The organism is Azospirillum sp. BE72 (assembly GCF_031455875.1).
Classification (GTDB): domain Bacteria; phylum Pseudomonadota; class Alphaproteobacteria; order Azospirillales; family Azospirillaceae; genus Azospirillum.
This window is the reverse complement of record NZ_JAVDTO010000018.1, coordinates 20,887-40,674: the sequence shown is the minus strand read 5'-3', so window position 1 is coordinate 40,674 and position 19,788 is coordinate 20,887. Positions and strand designations below refer to the sequence as shown.

The following is a 19,788-nucleotide window of genomic DNA, read 5'->3' as shown; positions in this document are numbered from 1 at the left end:
GGGCCGACATTTCCGGAGAACAAGCCCATGACCAGCACCGTGACCACCGACGGCGACGATCTGCTGACCGGCGACTGGCGCGCCGACACGCTGAGCGGCGGGGCCGGCAACGACACGCTGCTGGGCGGCGATGGCAACGATTGGCTGGACGGTGGCGACGGCGACGACCGGCTGGACGGCGGGTCGGGAGCCAACAGCCTGTTCGGCGGGACGGGCAACGACACGCTGCTGGGCGGCAGCAACAACGACACGTTGGACGGCGGGGCCGGCAACGACGTGATCTCCGTCGGGACGGGCAACGACCTGATTTCCGGCGGCGACGGGGCCGACAGCATCGATGGCGGGGAGAACGACGACACCCTCGACGGCGGCAGCGGCAACGACACCATCCTCGGCGGCGGCGGCCGGGACGTGGTGACCGCCGGCGACGGCGACGATCTGGTGACGGACGGCAACGGCGTGTGGAGCGACGACCGCTTCGACGGCGGGGCCGGCAACGACACGCTGGAAGGCGGATACGGCAGCGACACGCTGATCGGCGGGACCGGCAACGACCGGCTGACGGTGGGCGACGATTACAGCGGCGATTCCCTGGACGGCGGCGACGGCGACGATACGCTGACCGGCGGGTTTGGCGCCGACCGGCTGGCCGACGGCGCCGGGACCGATCTGGTCCGCGCCGGCGGAGGCGACGACACGCTGGACCATGTGCTGTCGGATCAGGCGGGCAACGACACGCTCGACGGCGGGGCGGGCTATGACCGGCTGCGCGTGGCGCTGACCGCCGGCCAGGTGACCGCCGCGGTCGCGGCCGATCTCGTCCAGCTCGCAGACTTCATCCGTCTGCACGGCGACGACGGACAGGCCTTCACCGGTCAGGCGATCCGCGTGGCCGCCAACAACTGGAACGCGCTGGAGGTGACGGTCGACGGCCGGCCGGTGGCGGTCGCCGATCTGGCCGGGATGGTCGTCGCGGCGCCCAACCGGGCGCCGGTCGCCGCCGATCAGGCGCTGACCGGGACGGAGGACATGCAGGTCACCGGCTCGGTCGGCGCGGTGGATCCCGACGGCGACGCGCTGACCTACGGCGTCGGCGCCGGTCCGGCGCATGGCCGGCTGGTGCTGGAGGCCGACGGCCGCTTCACCTACCGGCCCAATGCCGACTATGCCGGCTCCGACAGCTTCCGCATCGACGTGTCGGACGGCCGGGGCGGGGTGACCGCACAGACCGTCACCGTCACGCTGACCGGCGTCAACGACGCGCCGTCCGCCGTGACGCTGGAGGATGCCGCCGTCGCCGAGCAGGCGCCGGCCGGGACCGTCGTCGGCACCGCGCGGGGCAGCGATCCCGATGGCGACGCGCTGACCTACAGCCTTGCCGACGATGCCGGCGGGCGCTTCGCCATCGACGCGGCGACCGGGGTTCTGTCCGTCGCCGCCGGGGCCGCGCTGGACTATGCGCAGGCTCCCGCCCATGCGGTGACCGTCCGCGCCACCGATGCCGGAGGGCTTGCCACCGACCGGGTCTTCCACATCGGCGTGACCGCGACCCGCAACGACGGTGCCGCCGACATCGACGGGCTGTCGCCGGCCGAGGAACGGGCGCTGGAGGCGGCGGAGGCGCAGGACGGCGGCAACGATGCCATGATGGGCGACTGGCAGGCGGAGACTCTCGACGGCGGTGCCGGGAACGACACGCTGGGCAGCGGCGGCGGTGGCGGCACGCTGCTGGGCGGGGCTGGCGACGACCTGCTGGCCGGCGATTGGGGCGAGGATTCCCTGCGCGGCGGGTCGGGTGCCGACACGCTGCGCGGCGGATCGCAGAGCGACCGTCTGTTCGGCGGCTCCGGCAACGATGCGCTGGACGGGGGCAGCGAGGACGATACGCTGGACGGCGGAACCGGCAACGACAGCCTGTTCGGCGGCAGCGGCGCCGACCTGCTGTATGGCGGGATGGGCGACGATCTGCTGGATGGCGGAACCGACGCCAACCGGCTCTATGGCGGCAGCGGCAACGACACGCTGCTGGGCGGCGACGTGGGCGACATGCTGGACGGCGGCAGCGGGAACGACCTCATCCTCGGCGGCATCGGGGCGGACAGCATCCGCAGCGGGGCCGGCGACGACCGGATCGACGGCGGCGAGAACGACGACACCATCGACGGCGGCAGCGGTTCCGACACCATCGTCGGCGGTGGCGGCCGGGACATGGTGGCTGCCGGCGACGGCGACGATCTGGTGACGGACGGCGACGGCGTGTGGAGCGACGACCGCTTCGACGGCGGGGCCGGCGACGACACGCTGGATGGCGGCCTGGGCAGCGACACGCTGATCGGCGGGGCCGGTAACGACCGGCTGACGGTGGGCGCCGACTACACCGGCGACCATCTCGACGGCGGCGACGGCGACGACACGCTCACCGGCGGGCTGGGCGCCGATACCCTGCTGGGCGGTGCCGGCAACGACGTGCTGAAGGGCGGCGGCGGCAACGACGTGCTGATCGGCGGCGACGGCATCGACATCGCCGACTATTCGGCGGAGACCGGTGCGATCTCCATCGACCTGCAGAGCGGCGAGGTGCGCCATGGCGGCTGGATGGCCGACCATGTCTCCGGCGTCGAGACGATCCTGGCCGGCGGCGGCGCCGACACGCTGGCCGGCGACGGTGGCGACAACAGCATGGCCGGCGGGGCCGGCGACGACAGCCTGTCGGGTGGGGCCGGCGACGATCTGCTGGACGGAGGCAGCGGCGCCGACGCGATCGACGGCGGCGAGGGCATCGACACCGCAACCTATGCCGGGTCCGGCGCGGGTGTGACTGTCGATCTGGCGGCCGGCACCGGGTCCGGCGGGGATGCCGAGGGCGACCGGCTGGCCGGCGTCGAGAACCTGATCGGATCGGCCTACGGCGACCGGCTGACCGGCGATGCCGGCGCCAACCGCGTGGACGGCGGCGCGGGCGACGACCTGCTGGCCGGGGCCGGCGGCGCGGATACGCTGGCCGGCGGCGAGGGGACAGACACCGCCGACTATTCTGCCTCCGATACCGGCGTGACGGTCGATCTGGCGGCCGGCACCGGCAGCGGCGGCGATGCCGAGGGCGACGTGCTGTCGGGGATCGAGAACCTGACCGGTTCGGCCCATGACGACCGGTTGACCGGAGACGGCGGCGCCAACCTGCTGGACGGCGGGGCCGGCGACGACACGCTGGCGGGGGCCGGTGGCGCCGACACGCTGGCCGGCGGCTACGGGACGGACACCGCCGACTATTCGGCATCGGCAGGCGGCGTGTCCGTCGATCTGGCGGCGGGAACGGCGGCCGGCGGCGATGCCGAGGGTGACCTGCTGTCCGGGATCGAGAATCTGACCGGTTCCGATCACGACGATCTGCTGGTGGGCGATGCGGCCGGCAACCGGCTTGACGGCCGGGGCGGCAACGACACACTGATCGGGCTTGCCGGCGCCGATACGCTGATCGGCGGCGACGGCATCGACCTTGCCGACTATTCGGCGTCGGCCGGCGGCGTGTCCGTCGATCTGTCGAGCGGCACCGGGACAGGCGGCGACGCCGAGGGCGACGTGCTGACCGGCATCGAAAACCTGACCGGCAGCGCCTTCGCCGACCGGCTGACCGGCGATGCCGGGGCCACCCGCCTCGACGCCTCCGGCGGAGACGACACCCTGGCCGGGCTCGACGGCGCCGACACGCTGGTTGGCGGCGACGGCATCGACCTTGCCGATTACTCGGCCTCTGCCTCGGGGGTGGCGGTGGACCTGTCGACCGGGACCGGTCTCGGCGGCGATGCCGAGGGCGACCTGCTGTCGGGGATCGAGAACCTGACCGGCTCGGCCCATGACGACCGGCTGACCGGTGACGCGAACGCCAACCTGCTGGACGGCGGAGCGGGTGACGACACGCTGGCCGGGCTGGGCGGGGCGGACACGCTGACCGGTGGCGACGGGACGGACACCGCCGACTACTCTGCATCGGCAGGCGGCATCACCGTCGATCTCGCGGCCGGCAGCGGTTCCGGCGGCGATGCCGAAGGCGATGTGCTGACCGGGATCGAGAACGTCACCGGCTCCGCCCATGGCGACAGCCTGTCGGGCGACGCGGGCGGCAACCGGCTGGACGGCGGCATCGGCGACGACTGGCTGTCCGGCGGCGCCGGGGCGGATACGCTGATCGGCGGCGACGGCATCGACAGCGCCGATTATGCGGCCTCGACCGGTGGCATCGACGTGAACCTCGCCGCCAGCATCGGTTCGGGAGGCGATGCCGAAGGCGACGTGCTGACGGGGGTCGAGAACCTGTCCGGCTCCGACCAGGACGACCGGTTGACCGGCGATGCGAACGCCAACCGGCTCGACGGGCGCGGCGGCAACGACACGCTGGCCGGGCTGGGCGGGGCGGACACGCTGATCGGCGGCGACGGCATCGACACGGCGGAGTATCTGGCCTCGGCCGCCGCGGTGTCCGTCAGCCTGTCGAGCGGCAGCGGTTCGGGCGGCGACGCCCAGGGCGACCGGCTGACCGGCGTCGAGAACCTGACCGGTTCCGCCTTCGGCGACCGGCTGACCGGCGACGGCGGCGCCAACATCCTGGACGGGGCGGGCGGAAACGACACGCTGGTGGGCGGTGCCGGCGCCGACACGCTGATCGGCGGCACCGGCAGCGATACCGCCGACTATTCGGCGTCCGGGGCGGCGGTGACGGTCGATCTGGCGGCCGGAACCGGGCTCGGCGGCACGGCGGAGGGGGATGTGCTGATCGGGGTGGAGAACCTGATCGGCTCCGCCCGCGCCGACCTGCTGACCGGCGACGGGCAGGACAACATTTTGCGCGGAGGCGCGGGGGCGGACACGCTGACCGGCGGCGACGGATCGGACACCGCCGACTACACCGGTTCAGCGGCGGCGGTGACGGTCAGCCTTGCCGACGGGACGGCGGAAGGCGGCGATGCCGCGGGCGACGGGCTGATCGGGATCGAGAACCTGACCGGCTCGGTCGCCGACGACCGGCTGACCGGCGATGCCGGGGCCAACCGCCTGCGCGGCGGCAGCGGCAACGACACCCTGTTCGGAGGGACCGGCGCCGACACGCTCAGCGGCGGGACGGGGATCGACACCGCCGACTATTCGGCGTCAGACGCGGCGGTATCGGTCAACCTCGCCACCGGTATCGGCCGCGGCGGCCATGCCGAGGGCGACCGTCTGGACGGGGTGGAGACCCTGATCGGCACCGGGCTGGCCGACAGCCTGACCGGCGACGGCGCCGCCAATTATCTGGACGGCCGCGGCGGCGCCGACAGTCTGTCCGGCGGGGCCGGCGACGACACCTTGCGGGTGCTGGACGACGGATTCGCCAGCCTGGACGGCGGCAGCGGTTTCGACACGCTTCGCTTCGAGGGGGAACGGCTGGTCGTGACCGGCGCCGATGTCGGCGGGGTTCACGGCCTGGAGATGGTCGACCTGACCCATTCCGGCCGCCAGGTTCTGATCCTGAACGAGCAGGGCATTCTCACCGACACCGGCGGCGCACCGCTCTACGTCACCGGCAACCGCGACGATCTGGTGACTTTCAAGGAATCCGGCTGGAAGCGCGGCGGTGCCGAGACCGTCGGCTCCGTCCTCTACAACCGGTACAGCCGCGGCACGACCACGGTCTATGTCCAGGACGGCGTGCGGATGTTCGGCGACCTCGTGGTCACCGGCACGGCGGGGGACGACGTGCTCACCGCGCCGTCGGGTGCCGGCCATGTGGTGGTGTTCGGCGAGGGCGGCAACGACACGGTGCGGTTCGGCTCCGGCTTCCGGCATGAGATCGCGCATCTGGTGCGGATCGACGACGACCTCCATGTCCTGTTCGACGCCCAGGGCGGTCCGGCCGGAGAGGACGGCTATGCCCGCGACCGCGTCACCATTATGGGCCATTTCGCCGCGAATGGAGCCGCCGGGGCAGGCGACGGCAGCGTCCGCCGGATCGAGTTCGCCGATGGCGTGGTCTGGCCGGTGTGGGGCGACGACCTGCTGCTGGGCAGCACCGGCGACGACACCGTCGCCATCGAACCGGGGTTCGGCAGCCACAGCCTGCATGCCGATGCCGGCGTCAACGTCATCCGCTTCGGTGACGATGTGACCGCCGACGACCTGCGTCTGTCGCGCAAGGGCGACGACCTGGAGATCCGGATCGCCGGCACCGACCGCTCGCTGCTGCTCTTCAACCATTTCTCGGCGGAGGCGCTGGCCGGCGCCGGCAATGGCGGGGTCGAGGCGGTCGAGCTGGCCGACGGCACCCGCTGGCGCGTGCGCGGCAACGACGTGGTGATCGGCAGCGGCGGCGACGACCGCGTGGTGTTCGGATTGGATGGCGGGCAGACGACGCTCTACGGCAGCGCCGGTGCCGATACCGTCGCTTTCGCGCTGACCGTCGACCCCGACCGCATGCGGCTGAGCCGCGAGGGCGACGACCTGCGACTCTCCTACGAGGGAAGCACCGATTCCTGGGTGATCAAGCAGCATTTCGACGGCAATCCGGACGGCTACCGGACGATCCGCTTCGGCGACGGCACCGAATGGGCCATCGACAACACCCGCCTGATCGCCGGCACCGCCGCCGACGAAAGCGTGGAGCTGGGCGCCGGGCTGGGAGAGCGCGTGCTGGCGACCGGCGGCGGCAGCGACGGGCTGGCGCTGGCGGCCGGTATCGCCCCGTCGCAGGTGGCTCTGCGCCGCGACGGCGACAAGCTGGTGATCCAGATCGCCGGCAGCACCGACCGGGTGGTGGTGCTCAACCACTTCAACGACACGGGCGCCGGCAACGGCGTGCTGCGCAGCCTGAGCTTCGCCGACGGCACGGTGTGGCCGCTGGACCCCGGCACCGGGTTCCGCATCGGCGGCGACACCGGCGACGTGTTCTCCTTCAAGCCGGGCGACGGCGCCGTCACCCTGTTCGCCGGCAAGGGCGTCGACATGCTGAACGTCGCCGCCGCCATCGGCGCCGCCGCGCTGGGCTTCACCCGCCAGGGCGACGATCTGGTGATTTCGGTGAAGGGGACGGCGGACAAGGTCACGGTGCTGAACCATTTCGCCGGCGGCTGGGGCGCGTCGCTGCTTGAAAACGTCTATGCCGGCGGGCGCTTCTGGAACCTGTCCGATCCGGCCATGCTGATCGGCGGGGCCGGCGACGACAGCTACACCCTGACGCTGGGCGGCGGCGCCAAGTCGATCCTGCCCGGCGGCGGCAACGACCTGATCCTCATCGGTCCCGGCATCGACAAGGCGAGCGTCACCATGCAGCGGGTGGGCGACGATCTGGTGATCGGCCTGCGCACGCTGCCGGACAAGCTGACCGTGCTGAACCACTTCTCCGGCGGGGCGAGCGGCGGGGTGCACACGCTGCGCTTCATCGACGGCGACACCTGGAACATCTGGGGCGCCGGCCTGATGGTCGGCACCAGCGCCACCGACACCTTCACCGCCCAGCCGGGCATCGGTCACGTCTCGCTCTTCCCCGGCGGCGGCAGCGACCGCCTGCGGCTGGGCACCGGCTTTGACAGCCTGAACACGCTGGTGCGGCGGGACGGCGACGATCTCGAGATCGTCATGCGCGACGGCAGCGACAGGGTCAAGGTCCTGAACCACTTCCTGGGCAACGAGGCGCGCGACATCGCCTTCGCCGACGGCAAGGTCTGGACGGTCGGCGGCCCCAATGCCCGCATCGGCACCGACGGCGCCGACCGCTTCGTCCTGTCGCCCGGCATGGGGAATGTCGTGGTCTATGGCGGCGGCGGCCAGGGCGGCGGCGACCGCATCGAGGTGGCGCCCGGCATCGACCCGTCCACCGTCCGGCTGACCCGGATCGGCAACGACCTGCGGGTCACCGCCGGCACAGACAGCATGACCATCGTCAACCAGTTCGCCACCGGCGGGGTGGTGACGATCCCCGAGATCGTCTTCCCCAACGGCGTCGTCTGGCCGATTGCCGGCATCAATGTCTTCATCAGCGGCGCCGGGGCGGAGACGATCCCCGCGGGTCCGATGTTCATCTATCCCGGTGCGCCCGGCCAGCATCTGTCCATCGACGCCGACCCGGGCAAGACCCGCGTCGTGCGTGTCGGCAACGACCTGCATTTGAGCATCGTCGGCCAGCCGAACGAGATGATCGTCGTCAACCATTTCGCCATGAACGGCATCGGCGATCTGGTCTTCGACAACGGCACCACCTGGAACATCCAGGGCGGCCGGGTGCTGATCGGCGGCACCGGCCATGACGAGTTCGTGATCCAGCGCGGCATGGGCGACGTCATCGTCTATCCCGACAGCATCGGCGACGACACCCTGCGCTTCGTCGACACGGTGGACGGATCCAAGATCCGCGTGGCGCGCGTCGGCGACAATCTGCGCATCACCATCGACGGCACCGCGGATGCGCTGACCATCGTCAACCATTTCGCTGGCACGCCGATGGAGTCGCTGAAGCGTCCCGACGGCTCTGTCCTGCCGCTGACAGGCGACGGGCTGCTGTTCGGCGGCCCCGGCGGAACCGTCTTCCTGGTCGGCGAGGACAGCGGGTCGAAGACCATCTATGCCGAGGGCGGCGACCGCGTGGTCTTCGACGACATCGACAGCACGGAGGTGCGGCTGATCCGCACCGGCTCCGACCTGCAGATCTTCATCGACCGCACGCAGCAGGTGGTGACCGTCCTAAACTATTTCGGCGGCGTCGGCCAGTTGGAGTTCCCCAACGGACGGACCTTCGACCTGTCGTCGCCCTACACGCTGATCGGCGGCGGGGGCGGCGACCGCTTCACCATCGGCAGGACCGGGCCGGCCAGCCAGATCATCCATGCCGGCGGCGGCGGCAGCCAGATCGACTTCGGCCCCGACGTCTCGCCCGGCGACGTGACCCTGCGGCAGGACGGCGTCGATCTGGTCGTGGTCTTCATCGGCAGCGGGCGCACGGTGCGCGTGGTCAACCACTTCACCGCACCCACCGACGGCCTGTCGCGCGGGCTCGACGCCGTCACTTTCAGCGGCGGCGTCACACTGGACGTCTTCGGCGACAACGTGATGTTCGGCCAGCAGGGAACGGACGACTTCACCGTGCTTCCCGGCCAGGGCCGGCAATATGTCTTCGCCGGCGGCGGCACCGACCGGCTGACTTTCGGTCCCGGCGTCGATCCGGCGCTGGTGCGGATGGAGCGGGACGGCGTCAACCTGCACATCTTCACCGATGACGGCAGCATCGATCTGGTGGCGGTCAACCATTTCGGCCCCACCGGGGTGGCGGGCAGCGGCTCCGGCCTTGCCACCATCGCCTATGCGGACGGGCAGAACTGGACGGTCGCCGGCAACGGCATCCTGATCGGCAGCCGCGGCAACAACAGCTACAGCGTGGCGACCAACAGCGGCCCGGTGACGATCCACCCGGCGGGCGAGGACAACCGGCTGGCCTTCACCGCGGGCATTCCCCCGGCGAACCTGCGGCTGGTGCGCGAGCATGACGACCTGCGCATCCTGTCGGCCGACGGCACGGTCAACGTGCTGGTGGTCAACCATTTCCGGAACCAGCTGGATCAGGTCACCTTCTCGGCCGGCGCGCCGTGGAACTTGGGGGCGGGCAACGTCTTCATCGGCGGCGACGGGCCGTCGGTCTTCCGCTTCGACAGCATCGCCACCGACCTGATGGTGTTCCCCGGCAGCGGCGACATCGTGGGGATGCCCAGTGGCCTCGACTGGAAGGACGTGGTGCTGACGCGCTCCGGCGGCGACCTGATCGTGCAGGTCCGCGCCACCGGGTGGCAGGTCCGCATCGTCAACCATTTCTCCGCCAGCGACGGCACCAGTGGATTGGCCGGGCTGAGCTTCGCCGACGGCACGACGATGCCGCTGGGCGAACTGGCGATGCTGGGCGGCGGCAGCGGCGACCTGCTGACCGGGACGGCCACCGACGACGTGATGCTGGGCCAGGACGGCGACGACCGGCTGAGCGGCGGCGGCGGCAACGACACGCTGATCGGCGGCATCGGCAACGACACGCTGGACGGCGGCACCGGCAACGACGTCTATGTCTACCGCATCGGCGACGGCCGCGATTACATCCTGGACAGCGCCGGCTTCGACCGGATCGAATTCGGTCCCGGCATCGGCTATGGCGACCTTTATTTCGCGCGCTTCGGCAACGATCTCCACATCCGCTTCCGCGGCCGGCCGGCCGACGAGATCGTGGTGACCGGCCGCTTCAACATGGCGGGCGACGGGACCAGCTTCGTGGAGCGGCTGGCCTTCGCCGACGGCACCAGCTTCGAGCTGACCCGCACCGACATCGCGCTGGAGACGGTGGCGACCGCCGCGGCGGAGTATCTGCAGGGCTACAATGTCGGCGACAGGATCGAGGGGACGGCGGGCAACGACACGATCCTGGGCTATGCCGGCAACGACACGCTGATCGGCGGCACCGGATCGGATTCGATCGACGGCGGGATGGGCGACGACCTGATCGATGGTCGCGACGATCCCGGCACCGATGGCGCACGGGACGTGATCCTGGGCCGCGACGGCGACGACACCATCCTGGCCGGCGGCGGTTCCGACATCCTAGTGGGCGGTACCGGCAATGACAGCATCGACGGCGGCGGCGGCAATGACAGCATCGATGGCGAGGACGGCAACGACAGCATCGATGGCGGCACCGGTGCCGACACCATCTATGGCCGGGACGGCAACGACACGCTGGCCGGCGGCGCCGGCAACGACACGCTCTCCAGCGGGGCCGGCGACGACCTGATCCGTTTTGGCGGCGGCAGCGACACCATCGCCAACGAGGGCGGCCGCGACGTTCTGGAGATCGGGCCGGGCATCGCCCGCGCCGACCTCTACTTCGCGCGCTTCGGCAACGATCTCTACATCCGCTTCCGCAATTCGGCGGAGCAGATCGTCCTGACCGGCCGCTTCAGCGGGGCGGGCGACGGGACCAGCTTCGTGCAGATGCTTCGCTTCGCCGACGGCACGGACTATGCCGTCACGGCGCAGGATCTGGCGCTGGAAACGGTTGCGACCGACGCCAGCGAGACGCTGGAAGGCTACAACGTCGGCGACATCATCCGCGGCCAGGGCGGCAACGACACCATTCACGGCTATACCGGCAACGACAGCCTGGACGGCGGTGCAGGCAACGACCGCCTCTATGCCGGCAGCGGCGACGATGTGCAGGAGGGCGGCGACGGAGCAGACGCCCTGTATGGCGACATCGGCAACGACCTGCTTTCCGGCGGCACCGGCAACGACAGCCTCTATGGCGAGGCGGGAGCCGATTCCCTGTCCGGTGGCGACGGCGCCGACTTCCTGTCCGGCGGCGCCGACAGTGACAGCCTGCTGGGCGGCATCGGCAACGACACGCTGGATGGCGGGGACGGCAACGACCTGCTGGAGGGCGATGACGGCGACGACAGTCTGCTGGCCGGCGACGGCGACGACACGCTGGTGGGTGGCGGCGGCACCGACAGGCTGTTCACCGGGGCCGGCAACGACATCATCCGCTTCGATGGCGGGCGCGAGACCATCACCAACGAAGGCGGCGCCGACGTGCTGGAGATCGGCGGCGGGCTGACCAAGGCCGATCTCTATTACGCCCGCTTCGGCAACGACCTGTATCTGCGCTTCCGCAATCGCAGCGACGAGGTGATTCTGACCGGCCGCTTCGCCGGGGCCGGCGACGGGGCTAGCTATGTCCAGACCGTGCTGTTCGCCAATGGCGACCGCGCCGATCTGACCGATCCCGCCCTGGTGCTGGAAACGGTGGCGAGCGAGTTCAACGACTCGCTGGAGGGGTACAACGCCAACGACACCATCAGCGGACTGGGCGGCACCGACACCATCCGTGGCTATGGCGGTGACGACCTGCTGGACGGCGGATCGGGCAACGACGCTCTGTTCGGCGGCGACGGCAACGACCGGTTGATCGGTGGCATCGGCGCCGACAGCTTGGAAGGCGGCGACGGCAACGACACGCTGGAAGGCGGTGACGACGCTGACCAGCTTTACGGCGGAGCGGGCGACGACTTGATCCTTGGCAGCGCCGGCAACGATTCCATCGGAGGCGGCACTGGCAACGACAGCCTGTCCGGCGATGCCGACGACGACAGCCTGAATGGCGGCGACGGTGCCGACAGCCTGCAGGGCGGTGCCGGCAACGACTATCTTCAGGGCGGCGACGGCGCCGACACCTTGGAAGGCGGATCGGGCATCAACACCATCCTGACCGGGCTGGGCGACGACGTGATCCGCTATGACGGCGGACGCGACACCATCACCAACGCGGGCGGCAACGACGTTCTGGAGATCCGCACCGCATTGAGGCGGGAGGACCTCTATTTCGCCCGCTTCGGCAACGACCTGTATCTGCGCTTCCGCGGCGCGGCCGACGAGATCGTGCTGAAGAACCGCTTCGCCGGTGCCGGCGACGGGGCGAGCTATGTCCAGCGCGTCCAGTTCGCCGACGGGCAGGAGGTGGACCTGACCGATCCGACGCTGAAGCTGGAAACCCTGGCGAACGCGGCGTCTGAGACGCTGGAGGGCTACAATGTCGGCGACCTCATCCAGGGCGTGGGCGGCAACGACAGCATCCACGGCTATGGCGGGAACGACACGTTGGATGGCGGGGCCGGCAACGACCAGCTCTATGGCGATGCGGGCAATGACACGCTGATCGGCGGGGCGGGGGACGACCGGCTGGAGGGTGCCGACGGCAACGACCTGCTGCAGGGCGGCGACGGCAACGACAGCCTGACCGGCGGGGCCGGCGACGACACGCTGATCGGCGGCGCTGGGAAAGACCAATATTACGGCGGCGACGGCAACGACCTGATCGACAACCGGGACGACACCGGCACCGGCGCCGCGCTGAATGTCGCCTATGGCGAGGCGGGGAACGACACCATCCTGGGCGGCGATGCGGGCGAGACCTTCGCCGGCGGAGACGGCGACGACCGGATGGAGGGCAATGCCGGCAACGATTGGCTGGAGGGCAACGCCGGCGCCGACAGCTTGCAAGGCGGCGACGGCAACGACAGCCTTCAGGGCGGCGACGGCGCGGACACTCTGGAAGGCGGGGCGGGCACCAACACCGTCCTGACCGGGTTGGGCGACGACGTGATCCGCTATGACGGCGGGCGCGACACCGTCACCAACGCGGGCGGCAACGACGTTCTGGAGATCCGCACCGCATTGAGGCGGGAGGACCTCTATTTCGCCCGCTTCGGCAACGACCTGTATCTGCGCTTCCGCGGCGCGGCCGACGAGATCGTGCTGAAGAACCGCTTCAATGGTGCCGGCGACGGGGCGAGCTATGTCCAGCGCGTCCAGTTCGCCGACGGGCAGGAGGTGGACCTGACCGATCCGACGCTGAAGCTGGAAACCCTGGCGACCGCGGCGTCTGAGACACTGGAGGGCTACAATGTCGGCGACCTGATCCAGGGCGTGGACGGCAACGACACGATCCATGGCTATGGCGGGAACGACACGTTGGATGGCGGGGCCGGCAACGACACGCTCTATGGCGGGGCCGGGAACGACACGCTGGCCGGCGGCACCGGTGTCGACCGGCTGGAGGGCGGCGACGGCCTCGACAGGCTGGACGGCGGCGAGGGGGACGACACGCTCTATGGCGATGCCGGCGACGACACGCTGATCGGCGGCGCCGGCAACAACACCCTCTATGGCGGAGCGGGCAGCAACGTCATCCGTTTCGATGGCGGCCAGGACATCGTCTACAACACCGGCGGCAGCGACGTCATCGAACTGGATGCGTCCTTCGACAAGGCGACGCTCTATTTCTCCCGCTTCGGCAATGATCTCCATGTACGTTTCACCGGCCGGACGGACCAGATCATCGTCAAGGACCGCTTCAACGGTGCCGGCGACGGGGCGGCCTATGCGCAGACCCTGCTGTTCGCCGATGGATCGCGGGAGGATTTGACCCGGCAGGATTTGGCGATCCAGACGATCGGTGGCACCGGAAGCGAGAAGCTGGAAGGCTACAATGTCGGCGACACAATCGACGGGCAGGCCGGCAACGACACGATCTACGGCTATGACGGCGACGACACGCTGACGGGTGGCAGTGGTCAGGACATATTCTATGGCGGCGGCGGCGACGACCTTCTTGACAACCGAGCCGACGCCGCCGGATCGGCCGGGGGCGACACCGCCTATGGAGAGGCGGGCAACGACACCATCCTCGGAGGTGGCGGCAATGACATGATCTTCGGCGGTGCCGGTAATGATGATCTTAACGCAGGGAATGGCGAAGACCGTCTGTGGGGCGATGAAATATCGACCACCGGTAACGAGGCCATCACAATCCGCCTGCGAGTGGGTGCAAATCCGTATGCATATAATTGGCCGCGCTTGCGTGTTTGGCTGGATGGAACGCTGCTATTGGATACACGGGTGACTGCGTACTACAGTTATTTCCAACAGTATTACGGAAATGTTCAAGATTTTGTCCTGACGGTCACCGACCGTTCGACCGCCGCAAACCTGACGCTGGAAGTCGTGCACGAAGAGTATGAGCGCTTCACAACCTATTGGGTACGTGGAGCGATCGTGACCGGCATCGAGGTCAATGGGTTGCCGATCGGCGGTGCCCCAAGATGGCTTTGGGACAACGGACAGAACTATTCCACTTGGGGGCTCGGCGGGGCGCTGCCGGCGTCCTCCCCCAGCGAACCTGCCGGCGACGACGCGGTTTCCGGCAGTATTGGCAACGACGTGCTGAACGGTGGTCTGGGGGACGATAGCCTGTCGGGTGGGGCCGACAATGACACCATTCTCGGCGGTGCCGGCAACGATACGATCCGTGGGGGTGCGGGGTCGGACGAGATGCATGGCGGAGCCGGCGACGACCTGATCGACAACCGGGACGATCCGAACGCCGGCGGAATCAACGACCAATCCTACGGCGGGACTGGCAACGACACGATCTATGGCGGTGGTGGCACCGACGTCGTCTATGGCGGTGCCGACGACGACCTGATCGACGGCGGCGCCGGGGCCGACTATCTCTACGGTCAGGCCGGGAACGACACTCTGGACGGCGGGGCCGGCAACGACGCCATCGACGGCGGCGCCGGCGACGACCTGATCCGCTTCACCTCCGGTGACGGCGTGGACAGCATCGCCGGCGGCGGCGGCAGCGACACGCTCGAACTGGGGGCCGGGTTGACGCTGGAGCAGATGTATCTTTCCCGCATCGGCACCGACCTGCACCTGATCTTCCGCGACACCGGCGACCGCATCGTCCTGGCCGGCCGCTTCAGCGGCGACGGCGATGGCGCGAATTTCGTACAGACCGTTAAGTTCGCGGATGGACGCACCATCGACCTGTCGGCCCAGACCATCGTGATGGAAACACATGGGCAGGCGACGGCGGAGACCCTGTACGGCTACAAGGACGACGACAGCATCGATGGCGGCGGCGGCAACGACACCCTCTATGGCTATGCCGGCGACGACCTGCTGACCGGAGGGGACGGCAACGACGCACTGTATGGCGGGAACGGCCATGACACGCTGTCGGGCGGTGCCGGCGCCGATTACTTCGAAGGCGGCGACGGCGCCGACAGCCTGTCCGGCGGCTCCGACAACGACACGCTGTATGGCGGGACCGGCAACGACACGCTGTCGGGCGGTGCGGGCGCCAACGCCATCGACGGCGGCGCCGGCAACGACAGCATCCTCTACGAAGGCGGTGCCGACACCGTGGTCGGCGGCGGCGGCAACGACGAACTGGTCTTCGGCGAGGACTACACCCAGGCGGGCCTGCGGCTGGAACGCTTCGGCAAGGATCTGCATCTGGTCTTCGACGACCTGGCCAAGCGGATCGTCGTCGCCAACCGCTTCAGCGCGGTCGGCAACGGCGAGGGGGCGAACTATGTGCAGACCCTGCGCTTCGCCGACGGCGGCACGATGGACCTGTCACGCACCGATCTGGTGATCGCCACCCGCGACAGCGACGTCGGGCATGAGCTGGCGGGCTACAACGTCGGCGATGTGATCCGCGGCAACGGCGGCACCGACGCCATCTATGGCTATGGCGGCAACGACACGCTGTATGGCGGCGCCGGCGCCGATGCCTTGTACGGCGGCGGCGGCGACGACCTGATCGACAGCCGGGACGAGACGGCCAGCGGCGACACCGCCTATGGCGAGACCGGCAACGACACGCTCTATGGCGGTGCCGCCAACGATGCGCTCTATGGCGGCGACGGCGAAGACCTGATCCTGGGCGGCGCCGGCAACGACAGCATCGAGGGCAATGCCGGCAGGGACAGCCTGAGCGGCGGGGCGGGCGTCGACAGCCTGCACGGCGGGGCGGACGACGATACCCTTCATGGCGATGACGGCAACGATTACCTGTTCGGCGAGGCCGGCGACGACAGCTTGGCCGGCGGGGCCGGGACCGACACGCTGTATGGCGGTATCGGCGCGGACATGCTGTCCGGCGGCGACGATGCCGATACGCTGGATGGCGAGGACGGCAACGACACGCTGGCCGGCGGTGCCGGCGCCAACTGGATCGTGACCGGGGCCGGCGACGACCTCGTGCTCTACCAGGGCGGTGCCGACACGGTGGTCGGCGGCGGCGGCAACGACAGGCTGTCCTTCGACGACGGCTTCAGCCGCGACGACCTGCGGTTCGAACGCTACGGCAACAACCTGCATATCCGCTTCGACGGCAAGCCTGACCGGATCGTCGTCGCCAACCGCTTCAGCGGAGCCGGCAACGGCGCCAACTACCTCCAGACGCTGCTGTTCGCCGACGGGCGCACCGTCGACCTGAGCGATCCGGGCCTCGTCATCGACACCCGGGACGATGCGACCGCCCGCACGTTGGAAGGCTATGCCGCGTCGGACACCATCCGCGGCGGCGGCGGAAACGACTCCATTCACGGCTATGGCGGCGACGACAGCCTGTATGGCGGGGCGGGATGGGATCTGGTCCGTGGCGGGGTCGGCAACGACCTGATCGACAGCAGCGACGACGACGCCAGCCACGACAGCCTCTATGGCGAGGACGGCGACGACACCGTGCGCGGCGGCGGCGGCGACGACGCCCTGTATGGCGATGCCGGAAACGACCGGATCGAAGGGCTGGCCGGGACCGACTATATGGAGGGCGGCACCGGCGACGACACGATGGAGGGCGGTGCCGGCAACGACACCCAGTTCGGCGGCGACGGGGCCGACAGCCTCGATGGCGGGGCGGACAACGACTATCTGAAGGGCGATGCCGGTGCCGACGAGCTTTCGGGGGGTCTGGGTCACGATACGCTCTTTGGCGGTGCCGACGGCGACCGCCTGTCCGGCGGCGACGGCAACGACATCCTCTATGGCGATGCCGGCAACGACACCCTGATGGGCGGCGCCGGCGACGATGCCATCGACACCGGCGCCGGCGACGATCTGGTCGTCTATGACGGCGGCCGGGACACCGTCCTGGGCGGCGGCGGCAACGACACGCTGCTGTTCGGCGAGGGATTCAAAGCCGACCAGCTCTATTTCGCACGCTTCGACAACAATCTGGTGTTGCGCTTCCGCGACCGGCCGGAACAGGTGGTCATCTCCAACCGATTCAGCGGCGGGGGAGACGGCGGCAACTATCTGCAGACCGTCCGTTTCCACGACGGTACGGAGGTGCAGCTGTCCGATCCCGCGCTGCGGCTGGAAACGGTCGGCGGCGACGGTGACGAAGCTCTGGCCGGCTATGTCAACGGCGACCGGATCGACGGGCAGGGCGGCAAGGATGTGCTGGCCGGCTACGGCGGGAACGACACGCTGGTGGGCGGCACCGGCAGCGACGAACTGCATGGCGGCGAGGGCGACGACCTGCTGGACAGCCGGGACGATCTTGCCGGCTCCGGCGACTATGACATTGCCTATGGCGAGGCCGGCAACGACACCCTGCTGGGCGGCGGCGGCAACGACAGCCAGTCGGGCGGCGACGGTGACGACAGCCTGGACGGCGGCGAGGGCAACGACATGCTCACCGGCGGTGCGGGTGACGACCGGCTGGCCGGCGGCGTTGGCGTCGATACCCTGGTGGGCGGCACAGGACAGGACACACTGGACGGCGGCGACGCCAACGATGTGCTTGCAGGCGACGCGGACGATGACCGGCTCTCCGGCGGGGCCGGCGCCGACACGCTGGTGGGTGGCACCGGGCGGGATGTGCTGGAAGGCGGCGACGGCAACGACAGTCTGGTCGGCGATGGCGGGGCGGGAAGCGGCACCTACATGTTCGATACGATGAAGACGGTGTTCAGCGGTGCCTTCTCCGTCACCTGGAACACGCAGGATCATGTTCCCCGCCTGCTCGGCGACGTGAACGGCGATGGCCGGGCGGACATCGTCGGCTTTTCCAGCACATCGGTCCAGATCGCCCTGGGGCGGGCGGACGGCAGCTTCGGACCGGTTCAGGTCGCCTACAACGGGGAGTTCACGCCCACCTACGGCGGCTGGAACAGTCAGAACATCAATCCCCGGCAACTGGCGGACGTGAACGGCGACGGCCGGATGGATATCGTCGGCTTCGCGAGCGGCGTGGTGCGGGTGGCCCAGGGTCAGTCGGATGGAACCTTCGCGACCGCGCAGACGGCGCTGAGCGGTAATCTGACCTCCGGCACGACCTGGACCAACATGGGGCAATATCCCCGGCAGCTCGGCGATGTGAACGGCGACGGCCGGGCGGACATCGTCGGCTTCTCCAGCACCGGCGTGGTGACCGCGCTGGGGCAGGCGGACGGAACCTTCGGGACCGTCACTCTCGCCTACAACGGCAGCTTCACGACCGGCTACGGCTGGACCAACAACAATGACTATCCCCGTCTTCTGGGTGACGTCGATGGCGACGGCATGGCCGACATCGTCGGTTTCGGTGGCGATCAGGTCTTCGTCGCCCGTGGCCGGGCCGACGGCACCTTCGCCCCGATGAAGGTCGCCTACAGCGACAATTTCACCAAGAACACGGGCGGCTGGACGACCCAGGACCAGTATCCCCGCCAACTGGCGGACGTGAACGGCGACGGCCGGATGGACATCGTCGGCTTCGCCAGCAACGGGGCCTACGTGTCGTTCGGTCAGGCGGACGGCACCTTCAGCCGGATTCGCCAGGGCACCAGCGACTATGGCTATGGTGGCTGGAACACCCAGAACACCTATCCGCGGCAGACCGCCGACGTCGACGGCGACGGGCGTGCCGACATCGTCGGCTTCGCCAGCAACAGCGTCGTGGTGTCCAGATCCGTCCTCAACGACGATACGCTGAGCGGCGGGGCCGGGGACGACACGCTGGCCGGCGGGCTGGGCGACGACATCTACCGGTTCGGACGCGGAGACGACCGGGACCGCATCGTCGAGAATGACAGCGACATCGGCACCGACCGCCTGGTGTTCGAGGCCGGCATCGACGCCCGCCAGCTGTGGTTCACCAAGACGGGCAACGACCTGGAGGTGCAGGTGGTCGGCACGGCGGACAAGGTGACCATCGCCGGCTGGTACGGCGGCGCCGAACATCACATGGACAGCATCGAGACGGCCGACGGGGCCGTGCTGCTGGATTCCATGGTGGACCGGCTGGTGCAGGCCATGGCGGGCTTCGCTCCGCCGGCGGCCGGCACCATGAGCATCGATCCCGATGCCTATCCGCAGATCGAGACCGCCATCACCGCCGCCTGGCGCTGATGGTGGTTGCGGCGCGGGGTGGGTGACGCATCCCGCCCCGCGCCC

At 69.6% G+C, this 19,788-nt stretch carries 1 protein-coding gene; it reads left to right on the top strand.

Annotated features, from left to right (window positions below; genetic code table 11):
• The first annotated feature begins 27 nt into the window (after nt 1–27).
• Nucleotides 28–19,743, top strand: a complete 19,716-nt coding sequence (locus J2Y49_RS27790; RefSeq protein WP_310118623.1) for a calcium-binding protein — start codon at nt 28–30, stop codon at nt 19,741–19,743.
• The last annotated feature ends 45 nt before the right edge of the window (nt 19,744–19,788 follow it).

What these genes read in the sequence shown, in the direction of transcription:
- J2Y49_RS27790 (WP_310118623.1), top strand. Translation starts at nt 28, where the DNA reads ATGACCAGCACCGTGACCACCGACGGCGACGATCTGCTGACCGGCGAC.